General features: G+C 69.8%; 11 protein-coding genes. 5 read left to right on the forward strand and 6 right to left on the reverse strand.

Annotation, left to right across the window (positions count from 1 at the left end):
* Positions 1-47 precede the first annotated feature (47 nt).
* From IE198_RS07180 to IE198_RS07190, 3 genes are all read right to left on the reverse strand, one after another.
* The gene (locus IE198_RS07180) at positions 48-722 is read right to left on the reverse strand and encodes a DUF305 domain-containing protein (protein ID WP_189883910.1); all 675 of its coding nucleotides are present in this window, start codon (positions 720-722) and stop codon (positions 48-50) included.
* Positions 719-1,375 (reverse strand): thioredoxin-like domain-containing protein, encoded by a 657-nt coding sequence (locus tag IE198_RS07185; protein ID WP_189883911.1) that lies wholly within the window; start codon positions 1,373-1,375, stop codon positions 719-721. Before IE198_RS07185 ends, IE198_RS07180 begins: the two co-directional genes overlap by 4 nt.
* A 72-nt stretch (positions 1,376-1,447) precedes the next feature.
* Complete coding sequence (locus IE198_RS07190; protein ID WP_189883913.1) at positions 1,448-1,819, reverse strand: hypothetical protein; 372 nt, start codon at positions 1,817-1,819, stop codon at positions 1,448-1,450.
* A gap of 513 nt (positions 1,820-2,332) precedes the next feature.
* On the opposite strand from IE198_RS07190, the gene glnA2 reads away from it, so the two are divergent.
* From glnA2 to IE198_RS07205, 3 genes are all read left to right on the forward strand, one after another.
* Positions 2,333-3,694 (forward strand): gamma-glutamylpolyamine synthetase GlnA2, encoded by a 1,362-nt coding sequence (gene glnA2, locus IE198_RS07195; RefSeq protein ID WP_189883915.1) that lies wholly within the window; start codon positions 2,333-2,335, stop codon positions 3,692-3,694.
* A gap of 457 nt (positions 3,695-4,151) precedes the next feature.
* Positions 4,152-6,245 carry a SpoIIE family protein phosphatase gene (locus tag IE198_RS07200; RefSeq protein ID WP_189883917.1) on the forward strand — a complete coding sequence of 698 codons (2,094 nt, stop codon included), beginning with the start codon at positions 4,152-4,154 and terminating at the stop codon, positions 6,243-6,245.
* A 220-nt stretch (positions 6,246-6,465) separates the two neighbouring features.
* Positions 6,466-7,449: a BtrH N-terminal domain-containing protein gene (locus IE198_RS07205; protein WP_189883919.1), complete on the forward strand. Its 984-nt coding sequence runs from the start codon at positions 6,466-6,468 to the stop codon at positions 7,447-7,449.
* Between the two features lie 324 nt (positions 7,450-7,773).
* On the opposite strand, the gene IE198_RS07210 is transcribed toward IE198_RS07205, so the two are convergent.
* Positions 7,774-9,081 carry a hypothetical protein gene (locus IE198_RS07210; protein WP_189883921.1) on the reverse strand — a complete coding sequence of 436 codons (1,308 nt, stop codon included), beginning with the start codon at positions 9,079-9,081 and terminating at the stop codon, positions 7,774-7,776.
* 1,028 nt (positions 9,082-10,109) lie between these two features.
* Here IE198_RS07210 and IE198_RS07215 point away from each other — a divergent pair.
* Positions 10,110-10,319 carry an antitoxin gene (locus IE198_RS07215; protein WP_189883923.1) on the forward strand — a complete coding sequence of 70 codons (210 nt, stop codon included), beginning with the start codon at positions 10,110-10,112 and terminating at the stop codon, positions 10,317-10,319.
* 128 nt (positions 10,320-10,447) lie between these two features.
* On the opposite strand, the gene IE198_RS07220 is transcribed toward IE198_RS07215, so the two are convergent.
* Both IE198_RS07220 and IE198_RS07225 read right to left on the reverse strand, forming a co-directional pair.
* On the reverse strand, positions 10,448-10,879 hold the full coding sequence (locus IE198_RS07220; protein ID WP_189883924.1) for a VOC family protein: 432 nt from the start codon (positions 10,877-10,879) through the stop codon (positions 10,448-10,450).
* A 25-nt stretch (positions 10,880-10,904) separates the two neighbouring features.
* Positions 10,905-11,420, reverse strand: a complete 516-nt coding sequence (locus IE198_RS07225) for a pyridoxamine 5'-phosphate oxidase family protein (protein WP_189883926.1) — start codon at positions 11,418-11,420, stop codon at positions 10,905-10,907.
* A 211-nt stretch (positions 11,421-11,631) separates the two neighbouring features.
* On the opposite strand from IE198_RS07225, the gene IE198_RS07230 reads away from it, so the two are divergent.
* Complete coding sequence (locus tag IE198_RS07230; protein WP_189883928.1) at positions 11,632-14,619, forward strand: bifunctional [glutamine synthetase] adenylyltransferase/[glutamine synthetase]-adenylyl-L-tyrosine phosphorylase; 2,988 nt, start codon at positions 11,632-11,634, stop codon at positions 14,617-14,619.
* The last annotated feature ends 179 nt before the right edge of the window (positions 14,620-14,798 follow it).

Here is a 14,798-nt window from a genome sequence, read left to right on the forward strand (position 1 = left end):
CGTCCGGGGTACGCGACCGCAGTCGCGTACCCCGGACGGCACGCGCGTCAGGTGCGCGGCTCCGCCCCGCGCTTGTGCAGCAGGTCGACCATCAGTTCGACCTCCGACGCCTGCGCGTCGACCATGCCCTGGGCCAGATCCCGCTCCACACCGACCTCGCACCGCTCGACGCAGCCCTTCGCCATGGCGATGCCGCCGTTGTGATGGATGATCATCAGCTGCAGGTACAGGATCTCGGCCTGTTTGCCGCTCAGCCGGGAGAGCCGCTCCAGGTCCGACTTGGTCGCCATGCCGGACATGAGCGAACCGTCCTCGGCCTGATGCCCCGCGTGACCGGAGTGGCCGCCACCCGGCGACGAGCCGTCGCCTCCCGTGCTCATCCACGCCATCGGCTCCGCGTCCGCCGACACCTTCGGCAGGCCCCACAGGTCGAGCCAGCCGAGCATCATCCCGCGCTGGTTCGCCTGTGTGTTGGCGATGTCGTACGCGAGCCTGCGCACCTCTTCGCCCTGTGCACGGTCGCGGACGATGAACGACATCTCGACCGCCTGCTGGTGGTGCACCGACATGTCCCGGGCGAATCCGGCGTCCGCGGACGCCCCCGCCGGAGCGCGTTCCACGGTCGCGGAGCCGCCGTTGCCCGCGGAGGCCACTGTGGCGGCCCCGGCGAACAGCAGCGCGAGCACCACCGCCGTGACGGCGGCCCAGTGCGTACGCGTCATGACCGTGGGTTGCCGTTCAGTCCGCCCGTGCAGGCCGCGCCGGGCTCGGGCGTCTGCGGGCCCTGCACGTACTTGGTGAAGAACTGGTCGACCCGCTTGTCGTCGGCAGAGTCGACGGTGACCTGCTTGCCCCAGGCGCTCAGCATGATCGCGCCCTGCTGGTCCTTGTACGGGCTCATCAGCGAGTACGGCGTCTTCTCGACCTTCTTCGCGAGCTTGTCGACGTCGGCCTTGGCGGCCTTGTCGGTGTAGGTCACCCACACGGCGCCGTGCTCGAGCGAGTGGACGGCGTTGACGTCGGGGATCGGCTCCTTGTAGACGTCACCGTTGCAGTTCATCCACACCTGGCTGTGGTCGCCGCCGACCGGCGGCTTCATCTCGTACGTGACGGTCGTGTCCACGTGGTTGCGGCCGAGCTTCTTCGCGTCCCAGGTCTGCTCCTGCTTGACGGGAGCCTTGGCCTCGGCGACGCGCTGCTCCTTCTCCTCGGACTCCTTGCTGAGCACGAAGACGCCGAAGCCGACGAGGCCGGCGACGACGACGCCGCTGATGCCGATGGTGAGGATGCGGTTCCGGCGCTCGCGGGACTGATCGGCGCGGCGCATCTGCTCTATGCGGGCCCGGCGGTCGTTGGTGGTGTTACGGGAAGCCATGGTGACAGTGTCCTTCGCGAAGTCTGCGGAATGGGGGGTTCAGCGATACGTGCAAGTTCGTGCGGACTCGTGTCACGTCCGCAGTACCTGAAGGACATGCAGGTCCGGGGCGCGTGCGAGCACTCCGGAACGGTCGGGCCCGACGGCGTCCGCGGTCGGCCCGGGATGCGGCGGCGTGGTGCCCGCCTCGGGGGTGGCGTCCAGCGGCGGGGCGGTGAGCACCGCAGGACCGAGCACCGGCAGCAGTCCGCAGCGGCCGTCGTCGTACGGGCAGCTGTACGCGGTCGTCGTCGAAGGCTCGTACACCGAGCGAGCGGCCGCGTCGTGGTGCGGACCTGCCGGGCCGAGGCAGATGAAGAGCGCACCGAGGAGCGTCGCCACGGCGCTCAGCAGAGCCGTGGGACGCGCGGTGTGCGAGTGGCGGTAGGTCCGCGAACCCCCCATGGCCGCAGATCGTAGTCGGCGCGCCCGTCGGGTACCTCGGTCGGGCGACGAATTCGAGCGGTCGGCGACGACGCCGGCCGGCACCGGCACCGTAGGGGCCAGGAAGGTGTCGGGCGGTACGCCGACGCCGACGCGTCAGGAAGAGGTTTGGTCGACGCCCGGGACGACCAGGAAGACGAAGCCCGTCAGCGGGGCTGCTCCGCATCGGTGAACGTCCGCGCGGCCGCCGCGACGCCTCGGGCGCCAGCGTGAAACAGAACTGTGCCGGCTCGAAATACTTCATGGCCCTGCACGGCACCCTTGGCCTACCTGTCGGTTCAGACCGACGCCCTGCGGAGAGGCATGTCCAAGGGGTCCGACACCGTCCGGAACGAGTGGGGGGAGCCTCGGGCTCGTCTCGGGGTGGGCCCTGACCCACAATGGTCGGAGCCGCGTGCGCAATCTCCCCGAAACCCGCGGATGGGATGCTCCAGGGAGCAGGCACGCGCCGTGACCGGCAAGGATGGGTTGGAAATGGACAAGCAGCAGGAATTCGTGCTCCGTACGCTCGAGGAGCGCGACATCCGCTTCGTACGCCTGTGGTTCACCGACGTGCTCGGCTTCCTCAAGTCGGTCGCCGTGGCACCTGCCGAACTGGAACAGGCGTTCGATGAAGGCATCGGCTTCGACGGCTCCGCGATCGAGGGCTTCGCCCGGGTCTACGAGTCGGACATGATCGCCAAGCCCGACCCGGGGACCTTCCAGATCCTGCCCTGGCGCGCCGAGGCTCCCGGCACGGCCCGGATGTTCTGCGACATCCTGATGCCGGACGGCTCGCCGTCCTTCGCCGACCCGCGCTTCGTGCTGAAGCGGATCCTCGCCAAGACCTCGGACCTGGGCTTCACCTTCTACACCCACCCCGAGATCGAGTTCTTCCTGCTCAAGGACAAGCCCGTCGACGGCAGCCGCCCCACGCCCGCCGACAGCTCCGGGTACTTCGACCACACCCCGCAGAACGTCGGCATGGACTTCCGCCGCCAGGCCATCACCATGCTCGAGTCCATGGGCATCTCGGTCGAGTTCAGCCACCACGAGGGCGCCCCTGGCCAGCAGGAGATCGACCTGCGCTACGCGGACGCGCTGTCCACGGCCGACAACATCATGACGTTCCGCCTGGTCATGAAGCAGGTCGCGCTCGAGCAGGGCGTCCAGGCCACCTTCATGCCGAAGCCGTTCTCCGAATACCCCGGCTCCGGGATGCACACCCACCTCTCCCTCTTCGAGGGCGACCGCAACGCCTTCTACGAGTCCGGCGCCGAGTACCAGCTCTCCAAGGTCGGCCGCTCCTTCATCGCCGGTCTGCTGCGGCACGCCGCGGAGATCTCGGCCGTCACCAACCAGTGGGTCAACTCCTACAAGCGGATCTGGGGCGGCTCGACCCGCAGCGCCGGCGCGGGCGGCGAGGCCCCCTCGTACATCTGCTGGGGCCACAACAACCGCTCCGCCCTGATCCGCGTCCCGATGTACAAGCCGGGCAAGACCGGCTCCGCCCGCATCGAGGTCCGCTCCCTGGACTCCGGCGCCAACCCCTACCTCTCGTACGCCGTGCTGCTCGCCGCCGGCCTCAAGGGCGTCGAGGAGGGCTACGAACTCCCGGCCGGTGCCGACGACGACGTCTGGGCCCTCTCCGACGCGGAACGCCGCGCGATGGGCATCGCCCCGCTGCCGCAGAACCTGGGCGAGGCGATCGACCTGATGGAGCGCAGCGAGCTGGTGGCCCAGACGCTGGGCGAGCACGTCTTCGACTTCTTCCTGCGCAACAAGAAGCAGGAGTGGGAGGAGTACCGCTCCGAGGTCACCGCTTTCGAGCTGCGTAAGAGCCTGCCGGTGCTGTAAGCCCAGGTCATCCCTGGTTTCACCGCTGTACGGCACTCCGGGCCGACGGTCACCGACCGTCGGCCCGGAGGCGTCTCAGCCCCCTGGGCCGTCTGTGGGCCGTCGGGTGTGGGAGAGGCGGCCTCGTACATGGTGTCCACGGCCTTTCGCGCCCGGCCGTCGCTGCTCGGCATAGTGTTCCCGGTATGGCGCAGATCGTGGAAGTGCACGTCCCCGAGGCCGGTCGTCTCCAGGGCCCTGAGCCCACAGGCGGCGGAAGTTGTTCCGGCGCAGTTGCCCGCCCCGTGCCCCTGTGAACATCAGCCCGGTGCTGCCCGGTCCGGCGTACGCGTCGAGATGAGCGGCGGCCCGCAGGGGGGTCGCTACGTTCAGAAGTGGCACTTTGTGTAAAAACTCCGTGAGCTGCGCTCTCGGCGTCGGGCCGTAGGCTGTGGGTGAGAGGCGGAGGGATTCCGGGATGAACGCAGCCCGAACCGTCAAGACGAACGGCGACGAGACGGCCTTCGCCGTCTCCCAGCCGAGTGGGCTGCTGGATGTGCTGGGCGTGGCGGCCGTGGTGCTCGACGCGCAGGGGCGGATCGTGCTGTGGAGCCCCGAGGCCGAGGAACTGTTCGGTTACACCGCCGAAGAGGCGCTGGGCCAGTACGCCGCTCGGCTCGTGGTCCGCGAGCAGCACTTCGACATGATCACCAAACTGTTCGGCGAGGTGATGGGCACCGGCCGACGCTGGGCCGGAGCCTTCCCCATCCGGCACAAGGACGGCAGTACCCGGCTCGTGGAGTTCCGCAACATGCGGCTCCTGGATGACCGCGGAGACTTCTACGCTCTGGGCATCGCCGCGGATCAGGCGGCCTTGCACCAGGTGGAGAGGGACCAGGCGCTGTCCGTACAGTTGGTCTCCCAGTCCCCGATCGGCCTGGCCGTCCTGGACTCCGATCTGCGGTACCTGTCCGTCAACCCGGCGCTGGAGCTGATCCACGGTATACCCGCCGACGAACACCTCGGCCGCGCCTTCCACGACGTGCTGTCGTTCCCGAACGTCGATGAGATCGAAGCCGCCCTGCGCCAGGTGCTGGACACCGGGATCCCCCAGGTCAACCAGCACGCCGTCGGCCGCACCCCGGCAGACCCGGACCATGACCGCGCCTGGTCGGTCTCCTTCTTCCGGCTGGAGGATCCCGGTGGGCGGATTCTGGGTGTGGCCACCTCGGTGGTGGATGTCACCGAACGGCACCGGGCGGCCACCGAGGCAGAGCGCGCCCGTCGGCGACTGGCCCTCATCGCCGACGCCTCCGCCCGCATCGGCACCACCCTGGAACTGGACCGGACCGCCCGCGAACTGGCCGATGTCGCTGTCCCCGAACTCGCCGACATCGCAGCAGTGGACGTATTGGACTCCGTCCTGGAAGGCCGCCGCAGTGAGCTCTCGCCCACCGGCCCGGCTGTCATCCGGGCCCTCGCCGTCAAGGCCGCCCACCCCACCGAAGCCCTCCAAACAGCCGACGCCCGCGGGCACATCGCCCAGTACGCCGCCGACCGCCTGGTCACCCAGTGCGTGCACACCGGCCGCCCGGTCATGGTGCGCCATGTGGGCGAGGGGGATCTGCCGCGCATCGCCCGTGACCCCGACGAGGCCGTGCTCCTGGCCCGGGCGGGCGTCCACTCCTATCTCGCGGTGCCGTTGACCGCCCGCGGCGAAGTGCTCGGCGCCCTGGACCTCAAACGCACCAGCAACCCCCTGCCTTTCGACCACGACGACATGGTCCTGGCCCGTGAGCTGGGCGCCCGCGCAGCGGTGCAGATCGACAACGCCCGCTGGTACCAAAGTGCGCGCAATACCGCCGTCACCCTCCAGCGCAGCCTGCTGCCGGAGCATCCGCCCTGCACGGTGGGCTTGTCCGTTGCCTCGCGCTACCAGCCGGCTGGAGCCGCGATCGAGGTCGGCGGTGACTGGTTCGACGTCATACCCCTGGAAGGCGACAAGACCGCGCTTGTCGTGGGCGATGTGATGGGCAGCGGTATCGACGCCGCCACCACCATGGGCCGGCTGCGCACTGCCACCAGCACCCTGGCTTCACTGGACCTCGAACCCGCCCGCCTGCTCGAGCATCTCGACAAGATCACAGCCGGTCTGGGTCACTACATCGCCACCTGCATCTACGCCGTCTACGACCCCCACCACCGGCAATGCTGTATCGCCTGCGCCGGACACCTGCCGCCCGCTCTGGTGCGCGCCAGTGGGCCCGCGGAGCTGCTCGATCTGCCCACGGGCGCACCGCTCGGCGTCGGCGGTGTGCCCTTCCACAGCGCCGTAGTCGAGTTCGGTCCCGGAGACCAGCTCGTGCTCTACACCGACGGCCTGGTCGAAACCCGCCACGAGCCCCTCGACGACCGCCTCAATCTCCTCCTCCGACTCCTGGACGACCCCGACCGGCCGTTGGAGAAAACCTGTGACCGGCTCCTGCAAGCGCTCCGACAGCCGTACGACCACGATGATGTCGCCCTGCTCGTCGCGCGCGCCCAGGGCATGACGAACACCTCGCTCATGTAGGGCCACGCACCCGCGCAGAACCACTGTCCTGGGCGCACACCCGTTGCCACTCGAATTCAGGCACCTGATGAGGTCGGTGTCGCGCACGGCGTTCACGGCAGAGCGGAACAGGCGGAGCCGTGCCTGGTTAGGCCTTGTCCGGCGGATCATGCCTGGGCCGTGATGGTCTGGCTCGCCCGTCTTCGGCGTTGTCGTCTGGTGAGGGAGGAGAATGAGCGGCATGACCATGGTGAAGGACATCGATGTCCGCGGTATGCAGCACTGTGAGACGACGGCGCTGGGCGTGCTGCTGCGGCATGAGGGACTCGACTTGTCCGAGCCCATGCTGTTCGGGCTTGGCTCCGGGCTGTCCTTCGTCTACTGGGACAGCAAGGACATGGGTTTTCCCTTCCTGGGAGGCCGGGTCAAGCCGTTCGAGCTCACCAGGAACCTGGCCGCCGTACTCGGGCTTGAGCTGCTGGTCGGGGAGACCACCTCTCCGCGTAAGGCATGGCAGAACGTGGCGGCGTCCATCGACGCCGGTCGGCCGGTCGGCCTTCAGCTCGACAGCTACCACCTGGACTACTTCAGCACCAAGGTGCACTTCGGCGGGCACGTCGTGGCCATGTACGGCTACGACGAACAGGACGCCTACCTGGTGGATACCGACCCGCAGGGCGGAGCCGTTTCGACCAGCCTCGCCGGCCTGGCCAGGGCCAGAGCCGAGCGCGGCCCCATGACCGCCAAGCACCGCTCCTTCACCATCACAGCGCCCAGCAGCCTGACGTCACCGCAGGACCGGATCATCCCCGCGATCAAGACCTGCGCCGACGCCTTCCTGAACCCGCCCATCGCGAACCTGGGCCACCGGGGCATCGAGAAGACCGCGAAGCAAGTGCCGAAGTGGCTGCAGCGCAGCGACAATCCGCGGGAGGACCTGCCACTGGCCGCCGTCCTCATGGAGAGGGCCGGCACCGGCGGCGCCCTGTTCCGCAATCTCTATCGGGACTTCCTCGCCGAGTGTGCCAAGTCGATCGACAGCAGCCACCTGCGCACTGGCCACAGCCTGTATACCGAGGCCGCCACCCTCTGGACACAGGTGGCCGCACTCATCGGGACAGCAGGAGAATCCGGCGAAGCGAAGCACCTCATGCAGGCCGGCTCGATCCTCCACGAGCTCTCGCGCATCGAACGCGATGCGATGCAGGCACTCAACATGCTCTAGCTAGAGCTGGGCCGTCTGTGGGGCCGTCGAAGGGCGGCCTTGAGTGACCAACAACGACCACAGACGGCCGCCCGACTGCTGGTCGGGCCGGTCTTGCCTTGGGTCCTCTGAGGTCGCATGCGAGCCGCACAAGTTCCTGCGCAACAAGAAGCAGGAGTGGGCGCTCCGGGCCGGCGGTGGTGAACCGTCGGCCCGGAGTGGTCTTCGGCCCGACGACGAGGCGCTGCCGCCGAGTTGTGCGGTCTCGGACACACGAGGGAGCGGCCCTTCTGCAGCGCACCCTACCGAGCGCGCTACAGGGGGCCGCTCCCCGGTTACCGGCTCTCATCCACCAGTGTTCGCAGCGGATTCCAAGCACTGGGCGAACGGGTTCTCTTGCAGGCAGCTGTCGAGCGACTTGTCCCACTCGGTCAGCTGCTTGGTTGCCTCGGACTTCTGCCCGGCCGAGGCAGTCGGGCTCTGGGCCACGTTCAGCGTGTTGTTCACCTGCTTCGCGAAGTTCGTCGCCGCCGCCTGCTGCGCCGGCGGCGTACCGGGCTTCAGAGCAGTCACCAGGACGTTCGTCGTCGTCTCCACGACGTTGGTCGCCGTGACCTTCACCGACGACGGGGCGTTCGACTTGAGAACGTCCACCAGGACAGTGGTCGTCGTCTTCACGGTGTTGGTCACCGCGACCTTCACCGCCGGTGATGCGCCCGACTTCAGAACATTCACCAGAACGTTCGTCGTCGTCTTCACGACATTCGTCACCGCCACCTTCACAGCCGGCGAAGCATTCGACTTCAGGGCATTCACCAGGACCGTCGTCGACTGCTTCACGGTGTTGGTGACGGCGACCTTGACCGAGTTCGGGGCGTTCGACTTGAGAACGTTCACCAGGACGGTGGTCGTTGTCTTCACGGTGTTGGTGACGGCGACCTTGACCGAGTTCGGGGCGTTCGACTTGAGAACGTTCACCAGGACGGTCGTCGTCGTCTCGACGGTGTTGGTGACGGCGACCTTGACCGAGTTCGGGGCGTTCGACTTGAGAACGTCCACCAGGACACTCGTCGACTGCTTGACGGTGTTGGTGACGGCGACCTTGACCGAGTTCGAGGCGTTGGAGTTGAGAACGTCCACCAGGACACTCGTCGTCGTCTCGACGGTGTTGGTGACCGCGACCTTGACGGACGAGGGGGCGTTGGAGTTGAGAACGTCCACCAGGACACTCGTCGTCGTCTCGACGGTGTTGGTGACCGCGACCTTGACGGACGAGGGGGCGTTGGAGTTGAGAACGTCCACCAGGACGTCCGTCGTGGTCTCCACGGTGTTCGTCGCCGCGACCTTGACCGAGGAGGGGGCGTTGGAGTTGAGAACGTCCACCAGGACGTCCGTCGTGGTCTCCACGGTGTTCTTCACCGCCGCCTCCACGGCCGGCGGCTCACCCGACTGGTCGACATTCGCCAGGACATTCGTCGACTGCTTCACGATGTTCGCGAGCGCGACCCGCTCACTCAGCGGTGTCTCCGGGTCCTCGACCATCTTCAGCGTCTCGTTCAGATTGCCCGCCGTCTTCTTGAGCTCTTGGGGGGCGTTCTGCTGGTTGGTCAGGTCGTCGACCCCCTTCTCCAGCTCAGGCGTCAGCTGCTGCAACTCCGCCCTCTTCTCCGCCGGCGGGGGCGGCGGGTTCTGCGGCGGAGGCGGGGGCGGCGGGTCCGCTGGCGGAGGCGGGTTCTGCGGCGGAGGCGGGGGCGGCGGGTCCGCTGGCGGAGGCGGGTTCTGCGGCGGAGGCGGGGGCGGCGGCGGAGGCGGGGGCGGCGGGTCCGCTGGCGGCGGCGGGTCCTCCGGCGGAGGCGGCGGAGGCGGGGTGGGTTGGGCAGGTACTGCGGTCGTGGCCTGCGCGACTGCTTGGTGCGCTGCCTCAGCAGTCGCCACGCTTGTCGACAGCGCAAGCGTCGCAGCCAAGCAGGAGGCGCCGACGAAACGGAAGACTCGTTGCTGGGGGGTTCTGGACATGGTTGTCCCAAGTGTGGTTTCCACGTACTGGTTTGGCCTGCGGAACGCGGCCCGGAGGACGGCGACGGCCTGTGGTCACGGAGTTCCACAGATCGACGACGCACAGTCCATACAAGACCCACTGTTCCCCCGCTCGGCGCATCCCGCAACGCGGGAACGCCGTGCTCCGGCCTGCTAAGAGGGCATGCGATCCATGGAGTTGGCGTTCGCCGTGCGTATCGCGGTGACCTCTGCGACGCCCGCCAGGGCGTTGAACGCAAGTGCTTGCCGGTGCTGCGGCGGTACGCCGCCTCACGGCCGCACACTTGCCGGGCCGGCGGCAACAGGGCGCCGGCCCGACCCGTGCGCCTGGCAGTGCTGTGGCGTGCGGTGCGGCGGGGGAGCCGCCGCGTCATGGGGAGGGGGCCGCGATGCGGCAACGGAGATGCAAGTGGTGCGGCCGTGAACTACCGCGTCGGAGCCGGTGGCGCGCCAGGCGCTACTGCCGTTGTCGGCGCCAGGTCTGCTACCGGGTGAAATCGACGGTCGAGACCGTACTGGACGGCCTGAGCGGCTGAGGAATCAGGTCAGAAGCTGTCCGTATTCCTCGTTCGTGCGGATGCGAAACGCGCCCGGTGCGGTGACCCTGGAGTCGCGGGGGACCCTGCGTCGAGGAGGAAAACCCCATGTCCATGATGGACAAGCTCAAGAACATGCTCAAAGGCCACCCTGAGCGGACTGACCAGGGAATCGAGAAGGCCGGCGACTACGTGGACGACAAGACCCAGGGCAAGCACAGGCGCCACGTGGACACCGCGCAGGACCGGATGAGGGACCAGTACGGAGGCGGCGGCACCGCCGGTACGGAACGCCGCGACGAGCCCCCTCCCCAGTGACCCCACCTGTAGGGAACGGCCCGGCCCGGGCGGTGGCGCGAGCCCCCGGCCCGGGCCGTGGCGTGTCGGCGTCCGGTCGGCCCAGGACGGGCGCGCTGACACGCCCCGCCCTCGTGGGCGGGGCCCTGTCAGCGCTCCGACAGCGGAGCCGGTGCTTCCTGGACGCACCAGCTGTTGCCGTCCGGGTCCTTGAAGAACATGAACGAGTTCCACTCCTCGCCCGTACCCTCCTCCCAGCCCGTCGCGCCGACGTGCTGGATCGAGCTCACCGGGACGCCGCGCGACATCAGCTCGGAGTGGGCCTTCGCGATGTCCGTGACGCACAGCTGGAGCCCGTGGAGTGTGCCGGGGGACATGGTGGGCTGGTCGGGATGCGGCGGCATGCCGCTCAGCAGGGCGATGGAGCAGCGCGATCCCGGCGGGGTCAGCTGGATGATCCGCATGCCCGGAGCGACCTCGGAGTCGAGGTCGACCTTGAAGCCGCAGGCCTCTGCGTAGAAGGTCTTCGAGCGGTCCATGTCCGTGACCGGGACGGGGACGACTTCCAGGGTCAGTTCCACGGTGTTCCCTTCGTGGGGGCGGCTGTCACTGTGCGAAGCGCCAGCGGGTCTGGCCGAACGGGTCGCCCTTCGCGAAGCCGAAGGCCGTCCTTGGCGCCACCCGGAATACCAGTGCTTCGCCGGCTTCGTGCACGAACACGCCGTCGCCGACCGTGAACGTCCAGTCCGGACCGTACTTGTGCGCGTATGCGTCCGCCAGAGCGCGCAGTGTCGGTTCGTCGGTCACGCGCACCGCCTCGCCCTCGACGACCACGTCGTACCCCTCGCTCAGTGACGGGACTCCGGTGGTGAGGACGACCTCCTGGTTCTCCCGGAGGTTCTTCGCCTTTCGTTCCCCGGGGCCGGTGCAGAAGTGCAGAGACTCGTCGTGCCAGACGGCGATCAGCGGGGTGACGTGCGGGCGGCCGTCCGGCCGTACGGTCGTCAGCCAGAACACCTCGGCGTCGCGGAGCTGAGCTGCCGCGTCCGACCAGTCGGCCGCGGACGCCTTCGGGTCGCTGAAGCGGGTGTCGAGCTCTGGCAAGGGCTGGGCCTGTGGCATGGCGGCGGTCCTCTCGGTCGGCGACGCCTTTCGTCTGACACGGTCTGCGAATGTGTAGACCGCGCCCGGCCTTCGTACTCATCGGTCCGTGCACACCGGCCGGCCGGCGGACCCGCACCGCACCGCGTGGTCCGCCGGGCCCGGCGCCTCGGCCTGCGGCTACGCTCGAGCGCAGACGGCGGGACGGGACACGGCAGGACGGGAGACCGGGATGACGGTTCCGGGGCGCAGGAGCAGTACCTTCACCCGGTTGCTGAAGCACGGCTTCACCGACCCTTCCGCCGCCGCACGGCTCCTCGATCTGCCCGACATGTCGTCGGTGCGCAGCGACCCGGTCCTCCTCGACGCCCTCGGCGCCACCGCCGACCCCGACCTCGCCCTGCGCTCCCTCGTCCGCCTCGCCGAGGCCCACGAGCGGGGCGAACGGCGCCGGTTCCTGGACAACCTGATCACCGCCAAACCGCTGCGCGACCGGCTGCTCGGCGTCCTCGGCGCGTCGGAGGCGCTCGGGGACCACCTCGCCCGCCACCCCCGCGACTGGTACGCCCTCGCCACCTACGAGTCGGCCGACCTGCACCCGGGCGTCGAGGACTTCGAACGCGGACTCGCCGACGCCACCGACGCGGTGTCCCTGCGCGTCTCCTACCGCCGCTGTCTGCTGGCCATAGCCGCCCGCGACGTGTGCGGCACCACCGACGTGGCGGAGGCCGCCGCCGAACTGGCCGACCTCGCCACCGCCACCCTGCGGGCGGCCCTCGCCCTCGCCCGCGCCGCCGCGCCCGACGACGCCGCTGCCTGCCGGCTCGCCGTCATCGCCATGGGCAAGTGCGGCGGCCACGAGCTCAACTACGTCTCCGACGTCGACGTCATCTTCGTGGCCGAGCCCGTCAACGGCACCGAGGAGGCCAAGGCGCTGCAGGCAGCGACCCGTCTCGCCTCCCACCTGATGCGCATCTGCTCGGAGACGACCGTCGAAGGCACCATCTGGCCCGTCGATGCCAATCTTCGGCCCGAAGGGCGCAACGGACCGCTGGTGCGCACGCTCTCCAGCCATCTCGCCTACTACCAGCGCTGGGCGAAGACCTGGGAGTTCCAGGCGCTCCTCAAGGCCAGGCCCGTCGCCGGCGACGCCGCGCTGGGGCAGGCATACGCGGAGGCGGTCGCCCCGCTGGTCTGGCAGGCAGCGGAACGCGAGAACTTCGTCGCCGACGTCCAGAAGATGCGCCGCCGCGTCGTCGACAACATCCCCGCCGCCGAGATCGAACGCGAACTCAAACTGGGGCCCGGTGGACTGCGGGACGTCGAGTTCGCCGTGCAGCTGCTGCAACTCGTCCACGGCCGCAGCGACGCCACCCTGCACAGCGGCACCACCCTCGAAGCCCTCCAGGCCCTCGCCGCCGGCGGCTACGTCGGCCGGGCGGACGCTGCGCAACTGGACGAGGCGTACCGCTTTCTGCGGGCCATGGAGCACCGCATCCAGCTCCACAAGCTGCGCCGCACCCACCTGGTGCCCGAGGACGAGGCCGACCTGCGCCGCCTCGCGCGCTCCCTCGACCTGCGTACCGACCCCGTCGCCACCCTCAACCGGGAGTGGAGGCGGCATACGTCCGTCGTCCGCCGTCTGCACGAGAAGATCTTCTACCGGCCGCTGCTCGACGCCGTCGCCCAGCTCGCCCCCGGCGAGACCCGGCTCAGCCCCAAGGCCGCGGGCCAGCGCCTCGAGGCCCTCGGATACGCCGACCCCGCCGCCGCGCTGCGCCACCTCGAGGCGCTCGCCTCCGGGGTGAGCCGCAAGGCCGCCATCCAGCGCACCCTGCTGCCCGTCCTGCTCGGCTGGTTCGCCGACTCGGCCGACCCCGACGCGGGCCTCCTCGGCTTCCGCAAGGTGTCCGACGCGCTCGGCAAGACCCCCTGGTACCTGCGGCTGCTGCGCGATGAAGGAGCGGCCGCGGAGAACCTGGCGCGTGTGCTGTCCGCCGGGCGGCTCGCGCCCGACCTGCTTCTGCGCGCGCCGGAGGCCGTCGCCATCCTCGGCGACCTGGAAGGGCTGCGGCCGCGCGGCAGGGACCACCTCGAACAGGAGGTCCTCGCCGCCGTCGGCCGCGCCGACACCGCGGAGGCGGCGGTCGCCGCGGCTCGCGGGGTACGGCGCCGGGAGCTGTTCCGTACCGCGGCCGCCGACCTCATCGGCTCCTACGGCACCGAGGAAAGCCCCGCCGAGGGCGATCCCGGCGCCTTGGTGGACCGCGTCGGCGACGCCGTCACCGAGCTGACCGCCGCCACCGTCGCGGGCGCGCTGCGCGCCGCCGTACGCGACCAGTGGGGCGACACCCTGCCCACCCGCTTCGCGGTCATCGGCGTCGGACGCTTCGGCGGCCACGAGCTCGGCTACGGCTCCGACGCGGACGTGCTCTTCGTCCACGAGCCGCGCGACGGCGTCGAGGAACAGGAAGCCGCACGGGCCGCGAACTCGGTCGTCGCCGAGATGCGCCGGCTGCTGCAGCTGCCGACCGCCGACCCGCCTCTGCTGATCGACGCCGACCTGCGGCCCGAGGGCAAGAGCGGGCCGCTGGTGCGCACGCTCGCCTCGTACCAGGCGTACTACCGCCGGTGGTCCCTGACGTGGGAGAGCCAGGCACTGCTGCGGGCCCGGCCGATGGCGGGCGACCCCGCGCTCGGCGAAGCGTTCGTCGAGCTGATCGACCCGCTGCGGTATCCGCCACGGGGACTCGGGGACGAGGCAGCGCGTGAGATCCGGCGGCTGAAGGCGCGCATGGAGTCCGAACGGCTGCCGCGGGGCGCCGACCCGACCCTGCACACCAAGCTCGGCCGGGGCGGGCTGAGCGACGTCGAATGGACCGTCCAGCTCCTTCAGATGCGGCACGGCGCGGCCGAGCCGGGCCTGCGGACCACGCGTACCCGCGAGGCCCTCGCGGCGGCGCGCGCGGCGGATCTCATCTCCACGGACGACGCCCGCACCCTCGACGAGGCCTGGGTCCTCGCGACCCGCGTCCGCAACGGCGTGATGCTGGTCCGCGGCCGGGCGGGCGACACCTTCCCCTCCGACGCGCGGGAGCTGGCGGCGGTGGGGCGGTACCTGGGGTACGGGCCCGGGCATGTGGGGGACATGCTGGACGACTACCGGAGGGTGACGCGCAGGGCGCGGGGTGTGATGGAGAGGGTCTTCTACGACGCGTAGTCCTGGGCGGGCGGCAGCGGGTGGGCGCGTACTGCTGCGCGGGACCCTCTTCCACGCCCTTCTTCTTCCCCTGCGCCTGGCGGTGCGGGTGGTACCCCGTCCCGACACCGGGCTGCGCCCCGGACAGTAGGCCCTCCGGTGTCGACCGGGCTCCGCCCGTACCGGCGCCACCCGTGCGG

Source organism: Streptomyces xantholiticus, from assembly GCF_014651015.1.
GTDB classification, from domain to species: Bacteria; Actinomycetota; Actinomycetes; order Streptomycetales; family Streptomycetaceae; genus Streptomyces; species Streptomyces xantholiticus.

Excerpts from the sequence above, each read along its gene's own strand:
- IE198_RS07180 (WP_189883910.1), bottom strand. The coding sequence starts at position 722 with ATGACGCGTACGCACTGGGCCGCCGTCACGGCGGTGGTGCTCGCGCTG.
- IE198_RS07185 (WP_189883911.1), bottom strand. The coding sequence starts at position 1,375 with ATGGCTTCCCGTAACACCACCAACGACCGCCGGGCCCGCATAGAGCAG.
- IE198_RS07190 (WP_189883913.1), bottom strand. The coding sequence starts at position 1,819 with ATGGGGGGTTCGCGGACCTACCGCCACTCGCACACCGCGCGTCCCACG.
- glnA2 (WP_189883915.1), top strand. The coding sequence starts at position 2,333 with ATGGACAAGCAGCAGGAATTCGTGCTCCGTACGCTCGAGGAGCGCGAC.
- IE198_RS07200 (WP_189883917.1), top strand. The coding sequence starts at position 4,152 with ATGAACGCAGCCCGAACCGTCAAGACGAACGGCGACGAGACGGCCTTC.
- IE198_RS07205 (WP_189883919.1), top strand. The coding sequence starts at position 6,466 with ATGACCATGGTGAAGGACATCGATGTCCGCGGTATGCAGCACTGTGAG.
- IE198_RS07215 (WP_189883923.1), top strand. The coding sequence starts at position 10,110 with ATGTCCATGATGGACAAGCTCAAGAACATGCTCAAAGGCCACCCTGAG.
- IE198_RS07225 (WP_189883926.1), bottom strand. The coding sequence starts at position 11,420 with ATGCCACAGGCCCAGCCCTTGCCAGAGCTCGACACCCGCTTCAGCGAC.
- IE198_RS07230 (WP_189883928.1), top strand. The coding sequence starts at position 11,632 with ATGACGGTTCCGGGGCGCAGGAGCAGTACCTTCACCCGGTTGCTGAAG.